This is a genomic window from Stenotrophomonas sp. TWI1149 (genome assembly GCF_039673155.1).
Classification (GTDB): Bacteria; Pseudomonadota; Gammaproteobacteria; order Xanthomonadales; family Xanthomonadaceae; genus Stenotrophomonas; species Stenotrophomonas maltophilia_AA.
The window spans coordinates 61,701-84,874 of sequence record NZ_JBDJLB010000002.1; the positions used below are offsets into that span (position 1 = coordinate 61,701).

Sequence of the window (23,174 nt, forward strand, 5' to 3'; positions counted from 1 at the left end):
ACGCCATGCGTGGCTGAGCGGTGCCGGATCGAAAGGCAGCCAATGTGCGGCGCCGGATTGAAAAACAGCCACGCATGGCGTGGCTCTACCGGTGATGCACCTGGCGCGGGCGATCAGCCCGCGCTTCCCCCCAGCGCCTTGAACAACGTCACATCGTTGATCAGCTGCCGTTGACGCACGGATGCCAGCGACAGCTCGGCATCGCGCCGGGTCTGCTGCGCTTCCAGCCAGGTCCGCAGATCGGTCGCACCGACCCGGTAGCGCACCTCGTACATCCGTTCGATCTCCACCGCTTCGTCATAGGACGCCTGCGAGGCCGCCACCTGCGTGGCGAACTGGGTGCGCGCCGACAAGGCGTTGTCCACTTCCGACAACGCGGTGTACAGCGTGCGGCGGAACCCGTTGGCCGCGATCTGGTAGTCGGTGCCGGCCAGGCGGGTGTTCAACTGGGCCTGGCGCACGTTGAGGAACGGCAGCGACAGCCCCGCACCCAAGGTGGCGACCGGATTCTTCAGCACGTCCGAGAGCGAGGTGGCACCGGTACCGACGCTGCCGGTCAGGCTCAGCGCCGGGTAGTACTGGGTCGCGGTGACCTTGATGGTCTTCAGGCTGTTGCGCAGGCGCAGCTCGGCGGCGCGCAGGTCCGGGCGTCGGCCGAGCAGATCGGCCGGCAGGCCTTCGGCGATCACCGGGCTGCCGACGCGCTGCAACTGCTGCGGCTCGTCGGCCATCGCCAGCGGTTGCCCATCCAGCAGCACGGTCAGCGCATTGCGCGCGGCGACGCGCTGCTGCTCCAGTGCACTCTGCGCGGCACGTTGTGCTTCCAGGCTCTGCGCGGCCTGGCGTACTTCCAGCCGCGATACCGCACCGGCATCGAAGCGCGCCTGGACCAGCTCGCGGGTGCGCTGCAGCCGCGCCAGGTTGGCCTGGCCGGCGGCGATCGACTGGTTGAGGAACGCCAGCGTCCAGTACTGCGTGGCCACGTCGCTGATCACCAGCAGCGCGGTGTTCTGCAGGTCCTCCTGGCTGGCCTGGGCGTCCCACTGGGCGATGTCGCGCTGGGCGCGCAGGCGCCCCCACAGGTCGATCTCCCATTGCAGGGACACGCCGGCCGAGCTGCCGCGGTTCCAGTCCGCGCTCTGATCGATCGGGCGGTTGCCGCTGCTGCCGACGCTGCCCGAGGGCTGCGGCCACAGGGCGTTGTCGGCCAACCCGGCCTGCAGCCGCGCACGCTGCACGGCCAATCCGGCCGAGACCAGATCGGTGTTGGCGGCCAGCGCACGATCGATCACGCGGTCCAGGCCGGGGTCGTCGAACTGGGTCCACCAGGCATCGGCGCGGACATCCGCCGATGCCGCACGCGGTTGTTCACTGACGGCCTCGGTGGGGGCGTTCAAGGTGGCATCGCCACGGCCATAGGTGGCCGGCACCGCCGGCGCCTCGACCTGGTAGCGGCCGGTGCTGACACAGCCAGACAGGGCCAGCGCGGTCACGCAGGCCAGCGCCAGCGGGCGCAGTGACGCAGGGTGCAGCAGAGCAGGAGAAATCTTCATTCGCGCGCCAGCGCCTCCACGGGATCAAGTTGGGCGGCATTGCGGGCCGGCAGGAAACCAAACGCCACGCCGATCAGGCTGGAGCAGGCAAAGGCGGCCACGATGGATGCGGTGGAGAACAGCATCTGGAAGTCCGGCGCGAACTTGCCGAACAGCCAGCCGACCACCAGCGACAGGCCGACGCCGAGCAGGCCGCCGAGCAGGCACACCAGCACCGCCTCGATCAGGAACTGCTGGCGGATATCGCTCTGCCGCGCGCCGACGGCCATGCGCACCCCGATTTCGCGGGTGCGCTCGGTCACCGAGACCAGCATGATGTTCATCACGCCGATGCCACCGACCAGCAGCGCGATCGCGGCGATGGCGCTGATCAGCAGCGTCATCGTGCGGGTGGTCTGCTCGATGGTCTGGCGGATCTCGGCGCTGTTGCTGAGGAAGAAGTCCTCGGTGCCGTGACGCATGATCAGCAGCTTGGAAATGGCGGCCTGTGCCGCATCCATCGGCGTGGTGTCATCCACGCGCACGGTGATGCTGGAAACATGGCTCTGGCCGAGCATGCGCGACATCACCGTGGTGTAGGGCACCCACACGCTCAGGCTGGTGCTGCCGCCGAAGCCGAAGCTCTGCCGCTGCGCGACACCGACCACGCGCACCGGCACGTTGCCGAGCAGGATCACCTGGCCGACCGGGTCTTCGCCATTCGGGAAGAACTGGGTGCGGGTGTTCTCATCGATGATGGCCACCTGGGCCAGGCTGCGCACCGCATCGGTATCGAAGAAGCTGCCGGCGATCAGGGTCACGCCCTTGACCCGGAAGAACTGCTCGCCTACACCGTTGACCTGCGCGGTGGCCGATTGATTGCGGTAGCGCGCGGTCACCGAGGAGGACACGCTGGGCGTGGCACTGTCGATGTAGCTCTGGCGGCCCAGTGCATCGGCATCGCTGGCCTTGAGCGTCTGCACCCGGGCCGAACGCATGTCGCCGAAGCCGCGGCCGGGATAGACGTCGATGGTGTTGGTGCCCAGCGCGCTGATGTTCTGCAGGATCTGCTGCTGGGAGCCATTGCCCATCGCCACCACCGAGACCACCGAGGCGATGCCGATGATGATGCCGAGCATGGTCAGGAAGGTGCGCAGGCGGTGGGCGTTCATCGCCAGCAGGGCCATGCGGAACGCTTCGGTGAAGCGGTCGCGCGCGGCCCGCCAGCTGTGGCCCTTGCCGGCCGCTACGGTCGGCTGGCGCTGCGCGCGGTAGCGCGGTGCATTCGGATTGAGGCGGTCGGCGATGATCTCGCCGTCGCGGATCTCGATGATGCGCTGGGCGTGTTCGGCCACGCTCATGTCGTGGGTCACGATGATGATGGTGTGGCCTTCGGCATGCAGCTCGCCGAGGATGCCCATCACTTCTTCGCCGGATTTCGTGTCCAGTGCGCCGGTCGGTTCGTCGGCCAGGATCACTTCGCCGCCGTTCATCAGTGCGCGCGCGATCGACACACGCTGCTGCTGCCCGCCGGAGAGCTGGCCGGGGGTGTGGTTCATGCGGTCGCCCAGGCCCAGCCGCTGCAGCAGTTGTTCGGCGCGCGCGGTGCGCACCGGGCCGGGGCTGCCTGCATAGACGGCGGGCACGGCCACGTTGCCGCGTGCGTCCAGGTCACCGAGCAGGTGGTAGCGCTGGAAAATGAAGCCGAAATGTTCGCGGCGCAGCTCGGCCAGTTCGTCCGGCAGCATGCGGCCGGTTTCGCGGCCGGCGACCTGGTAGCTGCCGCGCGTGGGCCGGTCCAGGCAGCCGAGGATGTTCATCAGCGTGGACTTGCCGGAGCCGGACTGGCCGACGATGGCCACCATCTCGCCTGCTGCGATGTCCAGGTTGACGTCGCGCAGCACCGCGATGGTTTCATCGCCCGCGGGGAACTCGCGACGCAGGTCGCGCAGCCGCAGCAGCGGCGTGCCCGTGGCGGTGCTGCTCATCGACGCGGCCCGCCCATGCCGGGGCCGCTGATCCGCACGCCGCCACCGCCGCGGTTGCCGCCGCCGGCACCCTGCGCACCGCCGCCTTCGCCGACGATGACCTTGTCGCCTTCTGCCAGGCCGGACAGCACTTCGGCATTGGCGCCGTTGTTGATGCCGATCTTGACCTTGCGCGGGGCGGGCATGCCATCGGCATCCGCCACGCGCACCCTGTACTGCCCGTCACGGGTCTTCGGACCGAGCGCGACGGCGGGAATGATCAGCACGCCCTTGGCCTGCTTGAGCATCACCGAGACCTGGGCGGTCATGTCGATGCGCAGCGTGCCATCGGGATTTTCTACATCGAACAAGGCGTTGTAGTAGACCGCGGTGCTGGAGCTGGAGCTGGACGAACTGGAGCTGCTGGAGCTGTCGTTGGCGATCGAGGACGGTGCCGGGTTGATCTGGCGCAGCGTGGCGTGGAACTTGCGGTCCGGCTCACCCAGCGTGGTGAAATACACCGGCATGCCCGCCTTGATCTTGACCACGTCGGCTTCGGACACTTCGGCATTCACCGTCACCAGGTCCAGCCGGGCCAGCATCACGATGGTCGGCGCGGTCTGGTTGGCGTTCACGGTACGGCCTTCCTCGGCGACCACCGCGACCACGGTGCCGTCCATGGGTGCGGTGATGCGGGTATAGGCCAGGTTGGCGCGGGCGGTGCCCAGTTCGGTTTCACGGCCGGTGATCTGCGCGTCGAACGACTGGATCTGGGCGCGTGCGGTCTTGAGCTTCGCGTCGGCCGCATCGAACTCGGCGCGCGAGGTGGCCTCGGCGGCCAGCATCTGCTGCTGGCGGGCGAATTCGAGCTCGGCTTCGCGCAGGCTGGCCTGCTGCACCGCGCGCTGCGCCTTGACCTGGTCCAGCGACGCCTGGGCGTTGAGCACCTGGTTCTGCTGCGTGGTGGCGTCGATCTCGGCGATCAGGTCGCCTTCCTTGACGGTATCGCCAAGTTGGACCTTCAGCGATTTGATCTGCCCCGAGGCCTGCGCACCGACGCTCACCAGCTTGTAGGCATCGATCACGCCGGTGGCTTCCACCGTCTGCTCGATATCCCCGCGGCTGACCGGCGAGGTGGCCAGTGTCGGCGCGGCCGGCTTGCGCAGCATCCATGCCACAATCGCGGCGATCAGGACGAGGACCACCAGCAACAGCAGGAGGCGGGCACGGCGGGTTCTGGGCAAACGGGGCTTCACGATGATCGTCAACTCGGCAGGCCGGTGCATCGGCGTTGTCAGCATTGTGAAGACCGTTCACCGCCGGCTCAATGCTCGCCGTGTACCAAGATGTATCCCTGCGGCGCACGACACGTTTCGTTGTGTATCCGCATCGCCCTTTGAAACAGACGTACGCAAACCAGGAGATGCGGTTCAGCTCCCGACAGGGGATGATCGCCGCATGGAGACTGCCAACAGCATGCACAGACTGCTGATCGTCGATGACGACAACGATATCCGCCAGCTGCTCGCCGAGCAGCTGGGCCGCGCCGGTTACCTGGTGAGCACCGCCAGCGATGGCCACGGCATGCGCCAGCTGCTGGAGCGCGAGCATGTGGACCTGATCGTGCTCGACCTCAACCTGCCCCGCGAAGACGGCCTGACCCTGTGCCGCGACCTGCGCGCGCGTTCAAGCACGCCGGTGATCATGTTGACCGCACGCAGCGAGCCGATCGACCGCGTGCTGGGCCTGGAGATGGGCGCCGACGATTACCTGGCCAAGCCGTTCGAGCCGCGCGAGCTGCTCGCGCGCATCCGCAACGTGCTGCGTCGTACCGAAGCATTGCCGGCCAACCTGGAGCCGCTGGCGATCCGCCGCGCGCGCTTCGCCAGCTGGGTGTTCGACCTGGAGCACCGCCATCTGGTCGATCCGGATGGGCGCGTGGTGGTCTTGTCCGGCGCCGAGTTCCGCCTGCTGCGGGTGTTCGTCGGGCATGCCAACAAGGTGCTCTCGCGCGAGCAGCTGGTCTCGCTGAGCAGCGGCCGCAACTACGAGTCGCAGGACCGGGCGATCGACCTGCAGGTCAGCCGCCTGCGCAACAAGCTCGCCGATGACGGCGGCAGCGACGGGCTGATCAAGACCGTGCGCAACGAAGGCTACGTGCTCGCGGCGGCAGTCAGCCTGGAATGAAACGCCTGCGCCACTTCTTTTCCTCGATGGTGGGGCGCCTGTTCGTCATCCTGCTGCTGGGCATGAGCGTGGCGGCGATCGGCGCGACCATGCTGGCCAGCACCAAGCGCCAGCAGGAATTCGAACGGCAGAACCTCAACCGGATCGCGGATCGCCTGCAGGGGTTCGTGAACCTGCTCGACGGCAACCCGGAGCTGCGCCAGCGCCTGCTCACCAGTGGCGGGCCGAGTGTGCGGCAACTGCCGGAAGGCGCGCGCATCGGCCGGCCCGATGCGGCGTTGATGGAAATCCTGGATGACCGGCCCGGGCCGGTGGCGAGCAGCCAGGTTGCCTTCACCTCGTTCCGCTCCTGCCTGCCGCGGCTGCCGGAACTGCTGCCGCCGCCCCCGCGCGACAAGGACAGGATGCGGCATCCACCGCGGGAGCGCGACCCGGCGTTCATTCCGCCCAAGTGCCGCGTGGTGACGCTGCAGCTGACCGACGGCACGCCCCTGCGGCTGGCGCTGGATTCCCCGGCCGTCGCGCACAACGGCGTGCTCGCCGTGGACCCGCTGTTCCTGACCCTGCTGGTGGTGGCGATCGCGATCCTGGCCTACATCGTGGCGCGGATGGCCAGTGCACCGCTGCAGCGCCTGGCCGATGCCGCCGCCGCGCTGGGCGATGACCTGCAGGGCGCGCCGATGCCGGTGACCGGACCGTTCGAGGTGCGCCGGGCGGCCGAAGCCTTCAACGCCATGCAGAAGCGCCTGCAGCGCCACCTCGGTGAGCGCACCCAGATGCTGGCGGCGATCACCCACGATCTGCAGACGCCGGTGACCCGCCTGCGCCTGCGCCTGGAAAACGTCACTGACGAAGCGCTGCGCGAGCGCCTGATCGGCGATCTCGGTGCGATGCAGGCGCTGATCCGCGAAGGCCTGGAGTTGGCCCGCAGCGCCGAAAGCGCCGAGCAGCGCGCCGCGCTGGACCTGGATTCGCTGTTGGAGAGCATCGTCGAAGATGCCGCCGAGGCCGGGGCCGATGTCCATTTCGAACAGCCGAGCGGGGCGGTGCTGATGCTGCGTCCGCTGGCCATGCACCGCCTGTTCTCCAACCTGGTCGACAACGCGGTGATGTACGGCCAGACCGCGCGCGTGCGGGTGAAGCAGGTCGGGCAGGACGTAGAGGTGCGCATCCGCGACAGCGGCCCGGGCCTGGCCGAGGATGAACTGGAAGCGGTGTTCGACCCGTTCGTGCGGCTGGAGACCTCGCGCTCGCGCCAGACCGGGGGTGCCGGGTTGGGGCTGACCATCGCCCGCGCCTTGGCCGAAAAGGATGGCGCGACCCTGCACCTGCGCAACCATCCCCAGGGCGGGCTGGAGGCGATCGTGCGCTGGACGTCGCCGGCGCGGGCGCCATCGGGACCCCGCGGGAGCTGACGCCGGCTCCCCCAAAACGCAAGGATTTGCCTACTATGGGCATCTCTTTCCAGCGTCTCCCCCATGAGAGCGTACGACTCTGCCAGCCTCCGCGCTGGTGCACGGCCGTCCCCCCCATGCGCACGGCGCCTGCCCAGGGCTGATCCACACGGATGAGCGATCGGGGGGGCAGGATCCGGTGGCGGCCGGTACAACTGAAGTTTCCGGGCCTGCCGACGCTGCAGGCCGCAGCGCTGTGGCTGCTGCTGCTGTGCGCGGCGCCCTGGCCGCTGTCGGCGCAGGATGGCCCGCCGCCGCTGCGCGATTACGCCATCGATGTCTGGACTTCGCGCAACGGGCTGCCGCACAACTCCCTGCGCGACATCGCGCAGACCCCCGAAGGGCATCTGTGGTTCGCCACCTGGGAGGGCCTGGTCCGTTACAACGGCCTGGATTTCACGGTGTTCGACCGCAGCACCACGCCCGGTCTGCGCGACAACGGCGTGGGCGCGCTGCTGGTGGACCGCAGCGGCGGGCTGTGGATCAGTGACTCGCGCGGCAACGTGACCCGGCGCGGGACGGACGGCCGCTGGCAGGTCTGGGAGCACCGTGCCGACACCCCGCAGGTGCTGATCCAGGCCATGCAGATGGACAGCCATGGACGCCTTTGGCTGCTGTATGAAGGCAAGGGCATCGCCAGCCTGGGGCCGGATGGCGTCATCGATTACCAGCCACCGCCGGCCGACGTGCCGATGGCGATGAGTTTCACCAAGCTGGTGGTGGATGCGCAGGACCGGGTCTGGGTCGGCACGCTGGACGGGCTGGTGGTGCGCGATACCGACGGCGTGCTGCGCCGCGCGCCGGACAGCTGGGGGCTGGGACGTGGCCTGGTCTGGCCGTACCGGGGGCCAGACGGGGTGATGTGGGTGGTGGCCGGCGAGCGCATCTACCGCATGCAGGACGGGGCGCCCCTGCTGCAGCACCGCCTGCCCGGCGTGACCCACATCACTGCGATGCTGCAGGACCGCCATGGCGACCTGTGGCTGGGCACCGAGAATCAAGGTCTGCTGCGGTTGTCGCGGCACGGCCTGGAGCGGCTGCCGACGGGCCTGTCACTGCCGGGCGGACGCGTGGTCAGCCTGCGCGAAGATGCCGAGGGCAGCATCTGGGTCGGCGCCAACGGCGGCCTGTACCGGCTGCGCGAAACACTGTTCAGCAGCTTCACCGAGCGCGACGGCCTCAGCGGCGACTACGTGCGGACGGTGTTCGAGGATCGCCAGCGCCAGCTCTGGATCGGCAGCGCCAGCGGGCTGGACCGGCGCGACGCGCAGGGCCGCTTCAGCCCGGTGCCGTTGCGCAACAACGTCGGCAAGAGTCCCTCGGTGCTGAGCCTGGCCCAGGACCGTGAAGGGACGCTGTGGGTCGGCACCTTCGGTGACGGCATCTTCCGGATCAACGAACAGGGTCAGCGCCTGCGTGGCTACGGCACGGCCGAAGGGCTGCCGGGCGGCAACATCCGTGCGATCAGCATCGACCGCGACGGCGTGGTCTGGGCCGGCACGCAGAAAGGCGTGGTCCGCATCGATGCCGGCAGGGCCGAGCAGCCGGCGATCCCGGGCATGCCGGGCGGGCTGATCACCGCGCTGGCGCATGACGACGACGGCGCATTGTGGATCGGCACCATCGAAGGCATCCGGGTGCTGCGGGGGGGCCGGGTGCAGTCCATCGATCTGCAGCCGCTGGGGGGCGGGCGCAGTGTGTTCGGGTTCCAGCAGATCGGCGATGCGATGTGGATCAGCACCGATCGTGGCCTGTACCGCTACCAGGAAGGCCAGCTCGCACGGGTCGGCCTGGAGCAGGGCATGCCGGTGGATACGGTGTTCCAGCTGGTGCCCGACCGGGTCGGCAACGTCTGGATCAGCAGCAACCGCGGCGTGCTGCGCACCGACATGACGATGCTCAACGCCGTCGCCGATGGCCGCGCCGCGCGGGTGGAGGTGGAGCATTACAACGAGATCGACGGCATGGCCAACTCGCAGGCCAACGGCAGCTCCGGTCCGTCGGCGATCCTGCGCCAGGACGGCACCTTCTGGGTGGTCACCGCCGGTGGCCTGAGCACGGTCGATCCGCTGCGCCTGCAGCGCTTCCGCGAGCGCCTGGCGCCGCCGGCGGTGATCGAGAACGTGCAGGTCGATGGGGCGCCCCTGCATTGGCAGGGCAGCAATCACAATTCGATTCCCGGCGGGCGCCGGCTGAGCGTGAGCTACGTCGGGCTGAGCTATCTGCTCTCCGAGCGCATCCGTTACCGCACCCGCCTGGAGGGCCTGGACAAGGGCTGGATCGAACGCGGCCAGCAGCGCAGCGTGGAGTTCATCGGCCTGCCGCCGGGCGACTACACGCTGCACGTCTCGGCTGCGCACCCCGGCGGTGTCTGGAGCGACAGCGAGGCGGTCTGGGAGTTCACGGTGGAGCCGTTCCTGTGGCAGCGCCGCAGCGTGCAGCTGATCGCCGCGCTGCTGCTGCTGGCCGGCCTGGTCGCGCTGTACCGGTACCTGATCAACCGCTACAAGACCAGCAACGTGCGGTTGGCGCGGATGGTGAAGGAAGCCACGCTGGATCTGCAGACGCAGACGGTCAACCTGCAGGCACTGAACCAGGAGAAGACCGAACTGGCCGATCGCCTGGCGGTGCAGGCCGAGGCGTTCGAGCGGCAGGCGCGCGAAGACGCGCTGACCGGGTTGCCGAACCGGCGTGCCTTCGACGAAGCGCTGGCGCGTGACTTCGCCCGTTCGCAGCGCAGCCGCCACCCGCTGTGCCTGGTGGTGCTGGACATCGATCACTTCAAGGAAGTGAACGACCGGCACAGTCACTCGGTGGGCGACGTGGTGCTGGTCGAAGTGGCGCGCCTGCTGGCCTCGGCCTGCCGCGACTCGGACATGCCGGCACGGACCGGTGGCGAGGAGTTCGCGCTGCTGCTCAACGACACCCGCCTGGACGAAGCGGCGCAGGTCTGCGCGCGCCTGCGCGGGCTGTTCCACGATCATCCGGACTGGGCGGGAATTCCGGGCCTGAAGGTCACCTTCAGCGCCGGCCTGGTCGAACTCGATGCCGCTGATCGCACCCCGATGCTGCTCTACCAGCGCGCCGACCGCGCGCTGTACCGCGCGAAAAGCGAAGGCAGGGACAGGACCAGCATCGGCTGAGCCCGAGCGGCCTCGCCTAGCGCGGCCAGCTGTTGGCGACTTTGCAGAACAGCTTCGCGGTCTGTTCGGTGTCGTACACCGCGCTGTGCGCTTCATCGGCATCCCAGCCCAGGCCGGCCGCCGTGGCCGCGCGCGCCAGCACGGTCTGGCCATAGGCGATGCCGCCCAGGGTGACCGTGTCGAACACGCTGAAGGGGTGGAACGGGTTGCGCTTGTGGCCGGTGCGGTTGACCGCCGCGTTGACGAAGCCCAGGTCGAAGTGCGCGTTGTGCCCGACCAGGATCGCGCGCTGGCAACCGTACTTTTTCATCGCGGCGCGGATCGGGGTGAAGATGTGGTCCAGCGCATCGCGCTCGACCTTGGCCAGGCGGAACGGGTGGTCCAGGATGATGCCAGTGATCTCCAGCGACTTGGGATCGATCTCCAGCCCCTCGGCCGGCACCACGTGGGCGCTGGCGGTCTGCCCGGGATAGAGCAGGCCGTTTTCGTCCATCTCGATCGGAACGGCGGCGATCTCCAGCAGCGCGTGGCGATCAGAGTCGAATCCGCCGGTCTCCACATCCACCGCCACCGGCAGGAAGCCGCGGAAGCGGGTTGCCATCAAGCGCTGCGCAGCAGCGGGCAGTGCGTCGGCAGCAGCCGGCGCGTCGGAGCGGGGGAGGTCGTCAGTCATTGCGCCAGTTTAGCAGAGCGCCCTGTACGCCTCCCCGTGCTCAGGCGAAGACAGGCGTGCGTGCGCGGCGGCGCAGCAGGTGGTCCAGGCTCAGCGGGCCGGCGCCCTGCAGGGCGAGGGGCAGCAGCATGGCCATGAACAGCAGCGGCAGTTTGAAGTTGCCGAAGCCCTGGTCGGTGATGGCATAGCCCATCGCCAGCTCGCCCAGGCCCTCCCAGTGCATCGGCCAGTGCACGGCGGCGGTGGCGACCACGGTCAGCACCAGCAGGCTGCTGGCCGCCAGGCGGGTGCCCAGCCCGAGCAGCAGGCAGGCCGCGCCAACCAGCTCGAACCAGGTGGCGAGGTGCCAGTTGAGGGCCGCCGGCAACTGGTCGAACGGAAACGGGAAGGCCTGCTGCAGGTCCTCGAACCAGTTCTGGCCGCGCAGTTTTTCGCGACCCGATTCGAAATACTCCCAGCCCATCAGCAGGCGCAGGCCGAGCGGGGCGAACCACGGGGCAACACGGTCCAGCCGGTCGCGCAGCGCGGCCAGGTGAGGTGACTTCATCGGGGAGATTCCGTTGGGGAGGGATCAGGAAACGGGCGCGGCGGGGCCTATTACCCCGTTGCCATGGAATTGGCGCAGCAGGGCGGCGCCGGGCACGCGCAGCACATCGACCGCCAGACCGTGTGCCTCGGCGAGATGCTGAAGGTAGGTGGCGCCGCTGTGGCCGGGATGCTGGCCGATCCGCTCCAGCAGTTGCGCGGCCATGGGGCTGATCGTGGCGAAGCGGACCTGGCCATCGGGATCGCGCCGGACCAGCAGCCCGGTAGGACCGGTATCTGGATGCTCCGGTGCATCCTCGGCGCCCAGCCGGTGCACCGGCCAGCGATAGAGCAGCGGCCAGGCCAGCGGCGAACGCTGCAGCGCCGCGGACATCGGGTCCAGGCCGGGGGAGGGCGGCAGGGGCTGCGCGTCGAGCTGGTACAGGGCCGTTTCCACCCACTCGTAGTGGGCCAGTTCGGCCAGTGCCAGGTGCGGCAGCGCGGGCTGTTGCTGCAACCACTGCACGAACTCGGCGGCCAGTGCGGTGAACAACGGGGTCTGCGCGGGGTGTCGGGCGAAGAACTGCCGGATCAACGTGGACCACGCCGCCTCGCCAAGCAGTCGCACGCAGACCGGGAAGCCGGTCCCAAGCAGTCCCAGCACGCTGTTGAACACCAGCCGCTGGTAGATCCCCAGCCGGCGTGCGTCCAGTCCGGCGGGTGCGGCGACATGGTCCGGGTCGCGCAGGTGCGCGGTGAACGCGCTCTGCTGCGCGTGCAGGTGCGAAGGGGCGTCAGTCATTCCCGGCTCCGGCATGGGCGGCCATCAGGCGGCGGATGGTATGCAGTTCGCCGCGCAGTTCGGCGTACGGGGGGAAATTGAAATCGCGTTCCAGCAGGGTCGGGCGCGCGCCGATGCGCGCATAGGTACGGGCGAGCAGGTCCCAGACCGGGTCGATCACCGCGCTGCCATGGGTGTCGATCTTCAGGTCGGGCGCTTCGTCCAGATGGCCGGCGACATGCAGGCAGACGATGCGCGCGGCAGGAAGCCCGGCGATGAACGTGTCGGCGTCGTAACCATGGTTGCAGGCGTTGACGTACACGTTGTTGACGTCCAGCAGCAGGTCGCAATCGGCCTCGGCCAGCACGGCGTTGGTGAAGGACAGCTCGTCCATGGCCGGTTCCGGGGCGAGGTAATAGGACACGTTTTCCACCGCGATGCGCCTGCCGAGAACGTCCTGCACGCGGGCGATGCGCGCCGCGGTGTGGCGTACCGCCTCATCGGTGAAGGGGAGCGGCAGGAGGTCGTAGAGGTGGCCTTCATCGCTGCAGTAGCTCAGGTGTTCGCTGTAGAGCGGCACGTTGTGCCGGTCCAGGAAGCGTCCTACCTGTTCCAGCAGCACGGTATCCAGCGGCGCGGTGCTGCCCAGCGAGAGCGACAGCCCATGGCAGGTCAGCGGGTAGCGCGTGGCCAGCTCGGCCAGTGCGTCGCCGGCCGGCCCGCCGACGCCGATCCAGTTTTCCGGGGCGCACTCGAGGAAGTCGACATCGCCGGCGGGCGCATCGCGCAGGTCCTGCAGCAGGACCCGGCGCAGACCAAGGCCGGTCGCCGCCGCAGGCAGCGACGACCGGTCCAGGCCAGTGGCCAGCGCGTCAGTGCTTGGCACCGCACTTGCCTTCGCCGCACTTGCCTTCCGCCGTCTTCGTGTCGCCCGAAGCCTTGGCCTTGGTGCCGGTGGCCTTCGCTTTGTCGGCGCCGCACTTGCCTTCCCCACACTTGCCTTCGGCGGCCTTGGCACCGGTCGTCGCGCCCTTGTCGCCCGCCTTCGTCCCGGCCTTGCCGCCGTGCGCACCGCACTTGCCTTCGCCACATTTGCCCTCGGCGGCCTTCGTCGCCGCCTGGCCAGCCACCAGATAGCCCTGGGCCAGCTCGGTCATGCTCAACGCGGATGCCGAGGCGGTGACCCCCAGGCCTGCGGCCAGCGCAGTGGCCGCCAACAGGGACAGCGAACGGGTGGGTGTGCTCATCGGGTGGATCTCCTTGGAATGGGCCGGGGCCCGGGATGGCTGCGTGGGGGCAGCAGGTGCGGCCATGGTGGACCTACCCGACTCATCGAATCCTCACACAGGATTCAACGTTTCGTGAAGTGTGGGGGATTGCCATCATGGCAACGCAACAGCAAGGCAAAAAAAAACCGCCACCCGGAGGCAGCGGCTTCTTCTTCCTGCGCTTCAGGCAGACCTCAGACGTGATCGGTACTGCTGGTCTCGTCGCGCTTCTCGCGCGGCGGCAGTACCTGCTCGCCATGCACCAGGAACCAGACGTTCTCGGCGATGTTGGTGGCATGGTCGCCCACGCGCTCCAGGTTCTTGGCCATGAACAGCAGGTGGGTGCACGGGGTGATGTTGCGCGGGTCTTCCATCATGTAGGTCAGCAGCTCGCGGAACAGCGCGGTGTACTGCGCGTCCAGGCGGGCGTCGTCGTCGCGCAGTTCCAGCGCCGCGGCGGCGTCGTTGTCGCGGTAGGCTTCGATGGCGCGGCGCACCTGCTGGGCGGCCAGGCGGCCCAGCGCACGCAGGCCCTGGATCTGCGGCAGCGGTGGCACCTTGCTCAGCGCGATCGAGCGCTTGGCCACGTTGGCGGCGTAATCGCCGATGCGTTCGATGTCGGCCGGGATGCGCAGGCCGGCCAGGATCTCGCGCAGGTCGCGCGCCATCGGCCCACGCAGCGCCAGCCGCATGACGTCGTGGCTGATCTGCTGCTCAAGCTGGTCGATGGCCTCGTCGTTGGCGATGATGCGCTGGGCGGCGTTCTCGTCGCGCTTCTCGATGACGTCCATGGACGCCTCCAGCTGGGCGACGGCCATCTCGCCCATGCGCACGATCTCGGCCACCAGGCGCTGCTGTTCTTCGTCGTAGCTCTTGACGATGTGGTCGTTGGGAAGATTCATGGTCTGCGATCCGGGTAGAGCCAGGCCGCGCCTGGCTGGGGCATTTGGTGAGGGGACAGCACCGATCAACCGAAACGACCGGTGATGTAATCCTCGGTCTGCTGCTTGTTGGGCTGCGAGAAGATCACTTCGGTGCGGTCGTGTTCGATCAGGTCGCCCAGGTACATGAAGGCGGTGTAATCGGAGACGCGCGCGGCCTGCTGCATGTTGTGGGTCACGATCACGATGGTGTAATCGTGCTTGAGCTCCTCGACCAGCTGCTCGATGCGGCTGGTGGAGATCGGGTCCAGTGCGGAGGTCGGCTCGTCGAGCAGCAGCACGTCCGGGCGCAGGGCCACGGCGCGGGCGATGCACAGGCGCTGCTGCTGGCCGCCGGACAGGCCCAGCGCGCTCTGGTTGAGCTTGTCCTTCACCTCGTCCCACAGCGCGCCCTGGCGCAGGGCCTGCTCGACGCGGTCGGTCATCTCCGACTTGGACAGCTTCTCGTGGTGGCGGATGCCGTAGGCCACGTTCTCGAAGATGGTCATCGGGAACGGCACCGGCTTCTGGAACACCATGCCGACCTTGCTGCGCAGGCGGTTCATCGGGTACTTCGGCGAGAGGATGTTCTCTCCGTCCAGCATCACTTCACCGCGCGCTTCCAGCTTGGGGTACAGCGCGTAGATGCGGTTGAAGATGCGCAGCAGGGTGGACTTGCCGCACCCGGAAGGACCGATCAGCGCGGTGACGCGCTTTTCCGGGATCTCCAGGTCGATGCCCTTCAGCGCATGGAACTTGTCGTAGTAGAAATCCAGCCCGCGTGCGGCCAGCTTGATCGGCGCCGGGGTCTGCAGGCTTTCATGCGAAGCCGGGACCACGATGCGCTGCATCGGCACGGCGTTGGAGAGATCGTTCATGGCGATGTCCGTGGAAAGGTCAGTCATGGGAGATACGGTTGCGCAGCAGGATGCCGCGCGCGGAAAGGCTGACCAGCAGCACGAACACGGTCAGCACCAGCGCGCCGGCCCAGGCCAGCACCTGCCAGGATTCGTACGGGCTGCCGGCGAACTGGTTCATCACCACCGGCACCGAGGCCATCGGCTGGAACACGTTGCTGTTCCAGTACTGGTTGCCGAAAGCGGTGAACAGCAGCGGGGCGGTTTCACCGGAGATGCGGGCCAGCGCCAGCAGGATGCCGGTCACGATGCCGGCGGCGGCGCTGCGGTACAGCACCTGCACCGTCACCTTCCACTGCGGGATGCCGAGCGACAGGGCCGCTTCACGCATCTGCGAAGGCACCAGGCGCAGCATTTCATCGGTGGTACGCACCACCACCGGCAGCACGATGAAGGCCAGCGAGAGCGCACCGGCGAAGGCTGAGAACTGGCCGCCGGTCTGCATCACGTACAGGGTGTAGACGAACAGGCCCAGCACGATCGACGGCGCCGAGAGCAGGATGTCGTTGACGAAGCGGACCACCGTGCCGGTCTTGCGGAAGTTGCCGTACTCGGCCAGCCAGGTGCCGGCCAGCACGCCGAGCGGCGTGCCGATCGCGATCGCCAGGCCGCACATCACGGCGCTGCCGAAGAAGGCATTGGCCAGGCCGCCGTCCTGCATCGGCGGTGGGGTCATCTTGGTGAACAGGTCCAGGTTGATGCCGGCCAGGCCCTTGGAGGCCAACGTCCACAGGATCCAGCCGAGGAAGAACAGGCCGAACAGTGCGGTCAGGCAGGACATCAGCAGCGCGACCACGTTGACGATGCGGCGGCGCAGGTACAGCGGTTGTGCATTGGCGGTGGACATCAGTTGCCCTCCTTGCGGGCCAGGCGCATCAGCATCAGGCGGGCGATCGCCAGCACCACGAAGGTCACCAGGAACAACACGAAGCCGAGCAGCAGCAGCGCCGAGCGGTAGGTTTCAGTGGCTTCGCCGAAGTCGTTGGCGATCAGCGCGGCAATCGTGGTGCCCGGCTCGAGCAGCGAGGGCGACAGGCGCACGCTGTTGCCGATCACGAAGGCCACCGCCATGGTTTCACCCAGGGCGCGGCCGAGGCCGAGGAAGATGCCGCCGATCACCGCCGAGCGGGTGTAGGGCAGGACGATGTCCCAGCTCACTTCCCACTTGGTCGAGCCCAGCGCGTAGGCCGATTCCTTCAGGCGGGTCGGCACGGTGAGGAACACTTCGCGCATCACCGAGGAGATGAAGGGGATCACCATGATCGCCAGCACGAAGCCGGCGGTGAGCACGCCGATGCCCAGCGGCGGACCCTGGAACAGCGGGCCGATGATCGGCATCGTGCCGAGGTGATCGTTGAGGAACGGGGTGACGTACTCGGTCATTACCGGGACCAGCACGAACAGGCCCCACATGCCGTAGATGATCGAGGGGATACCGGCCAGCAGTTCGATGGCGGTACCGACCGGGCCACGCAGCCAGCGCGGGGCGACCTCGGTCAGGAAGAAGGCGATACCGAAGCTCACCGGCACGGCGATGACCATCGCGATCAGTGCGGTGACGAGGGTGCCGTAGATCGGTGCGAGGGCACCGAATTTGTTCTCGACCGGATTCCATTCGGACGAATAGAAGAAGCTCAGGCCCTGCTCCTGCAGGGCATGGCGGCCGCCCCACAGCATCGAGAGCGCGGCGCAGGCCAGGGCGACCAGCACCAGGACGACGGTGGCGATCAGGACCCAGCGGAACAGTTTGTCGTTGCGGGCATCACGCAGGTCGCGGAGGGACGGTGCGGGAACAGGCTGGGCGATGGCATTCATGGCTGAGGCGGGGGCCCGAAAAGAGAAGAGGTAGTGCCGGGCGCGGCCCCGCAACACCAGAGGCGCGTGGTGCGGCCGCGCCGCGCCCGGCACGACGATCGGTCAGGCCCGCGCCGCGCGCGGGCCTGACTTTTTCACTTGAACTCGCTGGTCCAGTACGCTTCGATCTGGGTGACCAGCTCGGCCGGCAGCGGCACGTAGTGCAGTTCGTTGGCCTGCGTCTGGCCCTTCTCGAACGCCCACTTGAAGAACGCCAGGGTGTCCTTGCTGCGCTGGGCATCCTTGGGCTGCTTGTGCATCAGCATGAAGTTGGTGGCGGTGATCGGCCATGCCTGGTCGCCCGGGGCATTGGTGATGACCAGGTTGAAGTCCTTGGCGCTGGCCCAGTCGGCGCTGGCGGCGGCAGCGGCGAAGGTTTCCGCGCTCGGCTGCACCCAGTTGCCGGCGGCGTTCTGCATCGAGGCATACGGCATGCCGTTCTGCAGCGCGTAGGCCAGTTCGACGTAGCCGATCGAGCCCTTGATCTGCTTCACGTACGAGGCCACGCCTTCATTGCCCTTGCCACCCACGCCGTCCGGCCACTGCACCGAGGTGCCTTCGCCGACCTTGCTCTTCCAGTCCGGGCTGACCTTGGAGAGGTAGTTGGAGAAGTTGAAGGTGGTGCCCGAACCGTCCGAACGGTGGACCAGGGTGATCTTGCCGTCCGGCAGTGTGACGCCCGGGTTGGCGGCGACGATGGCCGGGTCGTTCCAGGTCTTGACCTTGCCCAGGAAGATGTCGGCCAGCAGGGCGCCGCTGAGGCGCAGCTTGCCTGCTTCCAGGCCGTCGATGTTGACCACCGGGACCACGCCGCCGATCGCCGACGGGAACTGGCCGAGGCCGGCCTGGGCCAGCTCTTCGCTGCTCAGCGGCTTGTCGGAGGAACCGAAATCAACGGTGCCGGCCTTGATCTGGGCGATGCCGCCACCCGAGCCGATCGACTGGTAGTTGATCTTGGCGCCGGTGGCGGTGTTGTAGTCGGCCGACCACTTGGACACCAGCGGGAAGATGAAGGAGGCACCGGCCCCGGAAATCTCGGCGGTGAGGCGGTCGCCTGCGGCAGGGGCGGCGGCGGGCGCGTCGGTGGCCGGCGCGGCGGCCTGGCCTTCAGCGCCCGGCTTGCAGGCGGAAAGACCCAGCGCGATGGCCAGGGAAAGGGCGGCGATGCTGGCCGTGTGCAGTTTCATGCGTCACTCCATAGCGGGACAAGGGCCGGTCTTTCCGGCGACGCGACTATGAAATGATGTTTTTGTTACAGCTTGATGACGCCGTGACCGGGCGCACGCGAAGCCTTGCGGCACAAGGGCCGGGCTCGCAGGGGCAGGCAACAAAAAGGCGCGGAACCTTGCGGTCCGCGCCCGATGGCGCCGAAAGGGGGAGAGAGGACCCTCCGGCGCCATTGCACTGTCCGGTGGCTGCGTCGGGGGCGACGCGTACCGACCAACGTCGGTACCTACCGGTAGGTCACCACCGTGGGTGGTGACCCGGTCGATCGATCAGTACTTCAGGTTCTGCGACCAGTAGGTCTCGATCTGCTTGACCAGGGTGTCCGGCAGCGGGACGTAGTCGAGCTGCTTGGCCTGGGCATCGCCGCTCTTGTAGATCCAGCGGAAGAACTCCTGGGTGGCCTTGGCGTTGGCGACGTTCTTGGGCTGCTTGCGGACCAGGATGAAGTTGGTGGCGGTGATCGGCCACGCATCGGCGCCCGGGGCGTTGGTCATGACCAGGTAGAAGTCCTTCGCGCTGGCCCAGTCGGCGCTGGCGGCAGCGGCGGCGAAGGAGGTGTCGCTCGGCAGCACGATCTTGCCCGAGGCGTTCTTCATCGCGGCGTAGGACATCTTGTTCTGCAGCGCGTAGGACAGTTCGACGTAGCCGATGCCGCCCTTGATCTGCTTCACGTAGGCGGCGACGCCTTCGTTGCCCTTGCCGCCGATGCCGACCGGCCACTGGACCGACGTGCCTTCACCGACCTTGGTCTTCCACTCCGGGTTGACCTTGGAGAGGTAGTTGACGAAGTTGAAGGTGGTGCCCGAACCGTCCGAGCGGTGCACGACGGTGATCTTGCCGTCCGGCAGCTTGACGCCCGGGTTCAGTGCGGCGATCGCCGGGTCGTTCCAGGTCTTGATCTTGCCAAGGAAGATGTTGCCCAGGGTCGGGCCATCCAGCTTCAGCGCGCCCGGCGCGATGCCGGCCACGTTGATCACCGGGACCACGCCGCCGATGACCGACGGGAACTGGGCCAGGCCGGCTGCCGCCAGCTCTTCCGGCTTCAGCGGGGCATCGGAGGAGCCGAAATCAACCGTCGCGGCCTTGATCTGGGCGATGCCGCCACCGGAGCCGATGGACTGGTAGTTGACCTTCTTGCCGGTCGCGGTGCTGTAGTCGGCCGACCACTTGGACATGACCGGGTAGATGAACGAGGCGCCCGCGCCGGTCACATCGGCGGCATTGGCGGCGAACACGGACGACGCGGCGAGGACGGCAACGGCGGCGCGCGACTTGAAGGCGTGGATCACGGGGTGGCTCCTGGGATGGATGAAGGTGCGGGGTGTCCCGCCCGGTGCTCATTCCATAACGGTTCGATGACAGCGCAGCGACTGTCATATGACCACCTCGTGACACGCCTTCCGGGCGGGGTGTCACAACGGCTGCAACGCCTCCGGGACCGCGTAGCGGCGGCCGTCGAAGCGCAGCACGTGGCGCTCGCCTTCCACCGGCGTGTCCTGGTCGCGGCAGGTGTCGCCGTCCATCCAGCTGTGCGTGGTGACCCGGCGCTCGCGCAGGACGAGGTCGGCCAAACCGTGCCTGCCTTGCGGGCCGACCGCGACGGTGCGCGTTACGTCGGTGGATTCACCGGCGCAGCGGGTGTCCCACTCGGCCTGGAAGCGACGCAGCACCATCGGTGGTCCAAGCGTGCGCAGCGTGTCTGCCTGCACCGCCAGCAGCTGCACTTGTTCTTCGCTGAAAGGATTGGGCCCGGAGCCATTGCGCCGCTGCACGCGCAGGCCGAACGCGAGGGTGTCCGGCGCGAGCTGGTAGCGCGCGGTATCCAGGTGCATGCCGTCGAAGAAGACCGCATCGCTGTCGAGTGCGCCGGGCAGCACCGTCCATGCGCGCGTGGCGAGGGTGTCGGAATCGATCACCAGCACCTCCACATCGCCGTCGCGGGCGTCGTTGTCGCCACCGTCGCGCCAGACGGGCGTGGCCACCAGGGTCAGCTCGGGGCGCGCGGGCCAGCGCCGGCAGACGCTGGCGGCCGTGTCACGGGTGTAGCCGGGGCGATCGGGCAGCGCGCCGTCTGCCCGCACCACGTATGCCTCCTCCGCGGCGGCCCGGGCGTCGTGGCAGTCCTGCGCGTGGGCGGGCAGGGCGGCGGCACTGCACGCGACGGCCAGCAGCAGCGGGAGTGCGGTACGCATCGGGGTCCATCCATGGGCAAAGGGCGCCCAGCATACCCGCGCACGGGCACGAAAAAAGGCGCAGCCGAAGCTGCGCCTTTGTGTCACACGCGTGTTGCAGGGCTTACCAGAAGAACTGCAGGCGCGCTTCCAGGATGTTCGGATCGTCGTTGACGAACGTACGGGCGGTGGAGCTGTACTTCTTGCTGTCCACCATCACGTAGTTCAGGGCGAACTTGGTGTTGGAGCGCCAGTAGTAGTTCACGCCCACGGTCCAGATGTCCATCTTGCCGCCGAGCACGCCATCGACGATCGGCGGGCGACCGGCCACCGGATTCGCCGACAGGTTGCCGTCGTTGAGGTCCATGTGGTCGTAACGCGCGCCCAGCTGCCACATGCCGCGGCCCGGCTCGTCCGGCAGGCCGGTGGTCGGGGTGCCGCCCTTGTAGCCCCAGGTCTCGCCGCTGATGTTCCACAGGCCGCTGACGTAGTAGCCGTCGCTGCTGTAGTTGTCGTGCGAGTAGCGCTTGGCCTTGCTGGTGTAGTACTCGGCCTGCGCCTTGAACGGGCCGCCGATGTACATCGCTTCGGCACCGATCGTGCTGACGCGGTCGGTGTCGACCAGGTTGCCGCTGTCGACCAGGCGCGCGGTGGCCAGGTCGGCGTTCGGACGGGCGCGCACGCGCAGGGTGTCCGCATCGGTGTCGTAGTCGACGTAGCTCAGGCCGAAGTGCAGGACCTGGCCCTTGTCATTGATCGGGGCCCAGGTACCACGCGCGCCGTAGCCGCTGCCGTGGGCCAGGTTGCGGGTCAGTTCGCGGCCGAAGCCGCTGGCGGTGACGGACCAGTTGTTGTCGCCGATGCTGTAGGCGCCACCGAGGCGGCGGGCCACTGCATAGGTGTTGGTGACCGCGGCCTTGGAGATGAAGTCGTTGTTCTTGGTGCTGGACAGTTCTTCCAGGCTGTTGGGCTGCTTGAACTGGCCGAACTGCACGAAGTGGTTGGCGTTGCCGGCCAGCTTGTACTTCAGGTTGGTGTCCAGGAACTTGTCGGCCTTGGCGTCGTAGCCCACCACCCATTCCACGTTGCCCGGGCCCTTGCCCTTGAGCACCAGCTCGGCGCGGCGCAGCTCGAACTCGCTGTTCTTGCCGTTGCCGGCGTCGCCGCCATTGAGGTCGGTCAGATCGTTGTCGAACCAGTTGCCGTCGGCCTGGACCAGGCCCTCGAACGTGATTTCCGAACCGCCGATCACATCGATGGCCACTTCAGCGTGAGCGGCCGGAACGAACAGCGCAGCCACCACGGCCGCAGTAAGAAGTTGGCGATGCAGTTTCATGGAAGGAGCCTTGCAGGCAGGTGGGAAGATGCTGCGCAGGCTAATTAGTGAAGATTGCGTAAATGTGACAGTTTCAGACAAACCGTCATCTGCCGTATCCCAAGCGGCGTCAGGGGCTGCCATTTATGCCCGGCGGAGATGACCGCCGGGTTGCGTCCATATGGCAATCGCGCCCCCGTTCAGGCGGCGGTTTTTTCCTTGAACCGGCACAGGTCGCGGATCACGCATTGCGGGCAGTCCGGCTTGCGTGCCTTGCACACGTAGCGGCCGTGCAGGATCAGCCAGTGATGCGCATCGAGCAGGAACTCGGCGGGGATCACCTTGACCAGCAGGTCCTCCACCGCGCGCACGTCCTTGCCCGGCGCCAGGCCGGTCCGGTTGGAGACGCGGAAGATGTGCGTGTCGACCGCCATCACCGGTTCACCGAACGCGGTGTTGAGCACCACGTTGGCGGTCTTGCGGCCAACGCCGGGCAATGCCTCGAGTGCGGCGCGATCGCGCGGCACGTCGCCGCCGTGCTGGTTGACCAGCATCGCGCAGGCGGCGATCACGTTCTTTGCCTTGGCGTTGTACAGGCCGATGGTGGCGATGTACTTCTTCAAGCCCTCCTCACCGAGGTCGAGGATCGCCTGCGGCGTGTTGGCGACGGGAAACAGCTTGCGCGTGGCCTTGTTGACGCCGACGTCGGTGGCCTGCGCCGACAGCGTCACCGCCACCAGCAGTTCGAAGGGTGAGCTGTACTCCAGTTCGGTCCTGGGGTGCGGGTTGAGCTCGCGCAGGCGGGTGAACATTTCGATCACATCGGCCTTGGGCATGCGCGCGCTGCGTGCGGCGGTTTTCTTCATCGTGGCCATCAGGGGAAACGCCCGGCCGCCTTCGCCTTGGCGCGCGCGAGAATCGCGGCGGCGGCCGAGGGCAGGGCGGGTTTCTGGATGTCGGGTGTGGGAGGCGGCGCGCGGCGCGCCTCCCGTTCGGCGGCGCGACGGGCGAGCCGCTGCCCGCGTTGGCGATAGCGTTCGCGTGCATCCCAGGCGCGCTGCAGCTGCTGCTGTGCGTGCTGGAGGCGCTGTGGCAGATCGGGATGGTCGGCCAGCAGGTGCTCGTCGCCCGGCTGCGGGACGTAGTCCATCAGGCCGGCCGCAAGCGCGGCGTCCCAGTGATCGTCACGCACGAGTGCCAGCAGCTGCGCTGGCGAAGCGGTATCGGAAGGCGACATGGC

Annotated in this window: 21 protein-coding genes; 3 read left to right on the top strand and 18 right to left on the bottom strand. The window is 67.9% G+C overall.

Annotation, left to right across the window (positions count from 1 at the left end; translation table 11 throughout):
• Window positions 1-113 precede the first annotated feature (113 nt).
• The 3 genes from ABE424_RS02350 to ABE424_RS02360 are packed head-to-tail and all read right to left on the bottom strand — an operon-like array spanning window position 114 to window position 4,785.
• Window positions 114-1,553 carry a TolC family protein gene (locus tag ABE424_RS02350; RefSeq protein ID WP_346492286.1) on the bottom strand — a complete coding sequence of 480 codons (1,440 nt, stop codon included), beginning with the start codon at window positions 1,551-1,553 and terminating at the stop codon, window positions 114-116.
• Window positions 1,550-3,520, bottom strand: coding sequence for a MacB family efflux pump subunit (locus ABE424_RS02355; protein WP_346492287.1), 1,971 nt, complete (start codon window positions 3,518-3,520; stop codon window positions 1,550-1,552). The genes ABE424_RS02350 and ABE424_RS02355 overlap by 4 nt, the downstream gene beginning before the upstream one ends.
• Complete coding sequence (locus ABE424_RS02360; protein ID WP_346492288.1) at window positions 3,517-4,785, bottom strand: efflux RND transporter periplasmic adaptor subunit; 1,269 nt, start codon at window positions 4,783-4,785, stop codon at window positions 3,517-3,519. Before ABE424_RS02360 ends, ABE424_RS02355 begins: the two co-directional genes overlap by 4 nt.
• 172 nt (window positions 4,786-4,957) lie before the next feature.
• Here ABE424_RS02360 and ABE424_RS02365 point away from each other — a divergent pair, with 172 nt between their 5' ends.
• The 3 genes from ABE424_RS02365 to ABE424_RS02375 all read left to right on the top strand — a co-directional run bounded on the left by ABE424_RS02365 (window position 4,958) and on the right by ABE424_RS02375 (window position 10,283).
• Window positions 4,958-5,686: a response regulator transcription factor gene (locus tag ABE424_RS02365; protein WP_346490244.1), complete on the top strand. Its 729-nt coding sequence runs from the start codon at window positions 4,958-4,960 to the stop codon at window positions 5,684-5,686.
• A complete protein-coding gene (locus tag ABE424_RS02370; protein ID WP_346492289.1) occupies window positions 5,683-7,101 on the top strand; it encodes an ATP-binding protein in 1,419 nt (472 codons plus the stop codon). The genes ABE424_RS02365 and ABE424_RS02370 overlap by 4 nt, the downstream gene beginning before the upstream one ends.
• A gap of 152 nt (window positions 7,102-7,253) precedes the next feature.
• Window positions 7,254-10,283 carry a two-component regulator propeller domain-containing protein gene (locus tag ABE424_RS02375; protein ID WP_346492290.1) on the top strand — a complete coding sequence of 1,010 codons (3,030 nt, stop codon included), beginning with the start codon at window positions 7,254-7,256 and terminating at the stop codon, window positions 10,281-10,283.
• 16 nt (window positions 10,284-10,299) lie between these two features.
• Here the strand turns inward: ABE424_RS02375 and rnt are convergent, their stop codons facing one another.
• The 15 genes from rnt to ABE424_RS02450 all read right to left on the bottom strand — a co-directional run bounded on the left by rnt (window position 10,300) and on the right by ABE424_RS02450 (window position 23,171).
• Window positions 10,300-10,884, bottom strand: a complete 585-nt coding sequence (gene rnt / locus ABE424_RS02380) for a ribonuclease T (protein ID WP_176990127.1) — start codon at window positions 10,882-10,884, stop codon at window positions 10,300-10,302.
• A gap of 112 nt (window positions 10,885-10,996) precedes the next feature.
• Window positions 10,997-11,503, bottom strand: coding sequence for a DoxX family protein (locus ABE424_RS02385; protein ID WP_346492291.1), 507 nt, complete (start codon window positions 11,501-11,503; stop codon window positions 10,997-10,999).
• Between the two features lie 24 nt (window positions 11,504-11,527).
• A complete protein-coding gene (locus tag ABE424_RS02390; protein ID WP_346492292.1) occupies window positions 11,528-12,283 on the bottom strand; it encodes a putative DNA-binding domain-containing protein in 756 nt (251 codons plus the stop codon).
• Window positions 12,276-13,148, bottom strand: coding sequence for a DUF692 domain-containing protein (locus tag ABE424_RS02395; protein ID WP_346492293.1), 873 nt, complete (start codon window positions 13,146-13,148; stop codon window positions 12,276-12,278). The genes ABE424_RS02390 and ABE424_RS02395 overlap by 8 nt, the downstream gene beginning before the upstream one ends.
• Window positions 13,135-13,509, bottom strand: coding sequence for a hypothetical protein (locus ABE424_RS02400; protein ID WP_346492294.1), 375 nt, complete (start codon window positions 13,507-13,509; stop codon window positions 13,135-13,137). The genes ABE424_RS02395 and ABE424_RS02400 overlap by 14 nt, the downstream gene beginning before the upstream one ends.
• A gap of 215 nt (window positions 13,510-13,724) precedes the next feature.
• Window positions 13,725-14,432, bottom strand: coding sequence for a phosphate signaling complex protein PhoU (gene phoU, locus ABE424_RS02405; RefSeq protein WP_176989927.1), 708 nt, complete (start codon window positions 14,430-14,432; stop codon window positions 13,725-13,727).
• Between the two features lie 65 nt (window positions 14,433-14,497).
• Window positions 14,498-15,328, bottom strand: a complete 831-nt coding sequence (gene pstB, locus ABE424_RS02410; protein WP_070471812.1) for a phosphate ABC transporter ATP-binding protein PstB — start codon at window positions 15,326-15,328, stop codon at window positions 14,498-14,500.
• A 19-nt stretch (window positions 15,329-15,347) separates the two neighbouring features.
• Window positions 15,348-16,214 carry a phosphate ABC transporter permease PstA gene (gene pstA, locus ABE424_RS02415; protein ID WP_121041559.1) on the bottom strand — a complete coding sequence of 289 codons (867 nt, stop codon included), beginning with the start codon at window positions 16,212-16,214 and terminating at the stop codon, window positions 15,348-15,350.
• Window positions 16,214-17,182, bottom strand: a complete 969-nt coding sequence (gene pstC, locus ABE424_RS02420) for a phosphate ABC transporter permease subunit PstC (RefSeq protein WP_346492295.1) — start codon at window positions 17,180-17,182, stop codon at window positions 16,214-16,216. The genes pstA and pstC overlap by 1 nt, the downstream gene beginning before the upstream one ends.
• Before the next feature lie 134 nt (window positions 17,183-17,316).
• The gene (pstS, locus tag ABE424_RS02425; protein WP_259260177.1) at window positions 17,317-18,408 is read right to left on the bottom strand and encodes a phosphate ABC transporter substrate-binding protein PstS; all 1,092 of its coding nucleotides are present in this window, start codon (window positions 18,406-18,408) and stop codon (window positions 17,317-17,319) included.
• 309 nt (window positions 18,409-18,717) lie between these two features.
• On the bottom strand, window positions 18,718-19,737 hold the full coding sequence (gene pstS / locus ABE424_RS02430; RefSeq protein WP_070471808.1) for a phosphate ABC transporter substrate-binding protein PstS: 1,020 nt from the start codon (window positions 19,735-19,737) through the stop codon (window positions 18,718-18,720).
• Between the two features lie 123 nt (window positions 19,738-19,860).
• Window positions 19,861-20,640: a hypothetical protein gene (locus ABE424_RS02435; protein WP_346492296.1), complete on the bottom strand. Its 780-nt coding sequence runs from the start codon at window positions 20,638-20,640 to the stop codon at window positions 19,861-19,863.
• A gap of 103 nt (window positions 20,641-20,743) precedes the next feature.
• Window positions 20,744-21,955, bottom strand: coding sequence for an OprO/OprP family phosphate-selective porin (locus tag ABE424_RS02440; RefSeq protein ID WP_346492297.1), 1,212 nt, complete (start codon window positions 21,953-21,955; stop codon window positions 20,744-20,746).
• Window positions 21,956-22,134: 179 nt separating this feature from the next.
• The gene (gene nth / locus ABE424_RS02445) at window positions 22,135-22,809 is read right to left on the bottom strand and encodes an endonuclease III (protein WP_346492298.1); all 675 of its coding nucleotides are present in this window, start codon (window positions 22,807-22,809) and stop codon (window positions 22,135-22,137) included.
• Window positions 22,809-23,171 (bottom strand): hypothetical protein, encoded by a 363-nt coding sequence (locus tag ABE424_RS02450; RefSeq protein WP_346492299.1) that lies wholly within the window; start codon window positions 23,169-23,171, stop codon window positions 22,809-22,811. Before ABE424_RS02450 ends, nth begins: the two co-directional genes overlap by 1 nt.
• Window positions 23,172-23,174: the final 3 nt, after the last annotated feature.

Excerpts from the sequence above, each read along its gene's own strand:
- rnt (WP_176990127.1), bottom strand. The coding sequence starts at position 10,884 with ATGGCAACCCGCTTCCGCGGCTTCCTGCCGGTGGCGGTGGATGTGGAG.
- ABE424_RS02440 (WP_346492297.1), bottom strand. The coding sequence starts at position 21,955 with ATGAAACTGCATCGCCAACTTCTTACTGCGGCCGTGGTGGCTGCGCTG.
- pstB (WP_070471812.1), bottom strand. The coding sequence starts at position 15,328 with ATGAACGATCTCTCCAACGCCGTGCCGATGCAGCGCATCGTGGTCCCG.
- ABE424_RS02375 (WP_346492290.1), top strand. The coding sequence starts at position 7,254 with ATGAGCGATCGGGGGGGCAGGATCCGGTGGCGGCCGGTACAACTGAAG.
- ABE424_RS02390 (WP_346492292.1), bottom strand. The coding sequence starts at position 12,283 with ATGACTGACGCCCCTTCGCACCTGCACGCGCAGCAGAGCGCGTTCACC.
- ABE424_RS02370 (WP_346492289.1), top strand. The coding sequence starts at position 5,683 with ATGAAACGCCTGCGCCACTTCTTTTCCTCGATGGTGGGGCGCCTGTTC.
- pstS (WP_259260177.1), bottom strand. The coding sequence starts at position 18,408 with ATGAAACTGCACACGGCCAGCATCGCCGCCCTTTCCCTGGCCATCGCG.
- ABE424_RS02435 (WP_346492296.1), bottom strand. The coding sequence starts at position 20,640 with ATGCGTACCGCACTCCCGCTGCTGCTGGCCGTCGCGTGCAGTGCCGCC.
- phoU (WP_176989927.1), bottom strand. The coding sequence starts at position 14,432 with ATGAATCTTCCCAACGACCACATCGTCAAGAGCTACGACGAAGAACAG.
- ABE424_RS02350 (WP_346492286.1), bottom strand. The coding sequence starts at position 1,553 with ATGAAGATTTCTCCTGCTCTGCTGCACCCTGCGTCACTGCGCCCGCTG.
- pstA (WP_121041559.1), bottom strand. The coding sequence starts at position 16,214 with ATGTCCACCGCCAATGCACAACCGCTGTACCTGCGCCGCCGCATCGTC.
- ABE424_RS02365 (WP_346490244.1), top strand. The coding sequence starts at position 4,958 with ATGGAGACTGCCAACAGCATGCACAGACTGCTGATCGTCGATGACGAC.
- ABE424_RS02385 (WP_346492291.1), bottom strand. The coding sequence starts at position 11,503 with ATGAAGTCACCTCACCTGGCCGCGCTGCGCGACCGGCTGGACCGTGTT.
- ABE424_RS02450 (WP_346492299.1), bottom strand. The coding sequence starts at position 23,171 with ATGTCGCCTTCCGATACCGCTTCGCCAGCGCAGCTGCTGGCACTCGTG.
- ABE424_RS02400 (WP_346492294.1), bottom strand. The coding sequence starts at position 13,509 with ATGAGCACACCCACCCGTTCGCTGTCCCTGTTGGCGGCCACTGCGCTG.
- nth (WP_346492298.1), bottom strand. The coding sequence starts at position 22,809 with ATGGCCACGATGAAGAAAACCGCCGCACGCAGCGCGCGCATGCCCAAG.
- pstC (WP_346492295.1), bottom strand. The coding sequence starts at position 17,182 with ATGAATGCCATCGCCCAGCCTGTTCCCGCACCGTCCCTCCGCGACCTG.
- ABE424_RS02355 (WP_346492287.1), bottom strand. The coding sequence starts at position 3,520 with ATGAGCAGCACCGCCACGGGCACGCCGCTGCTGCGGCTGCGCGACCTG.
- ABE424_RS02360 (WP_346492288.1), bottom strand. The coding sequence starts at position 4,785 with ATGCACCGGCCTGCCGAGTTGACGATCATCGTGAAGCCCCGTTTGCCC.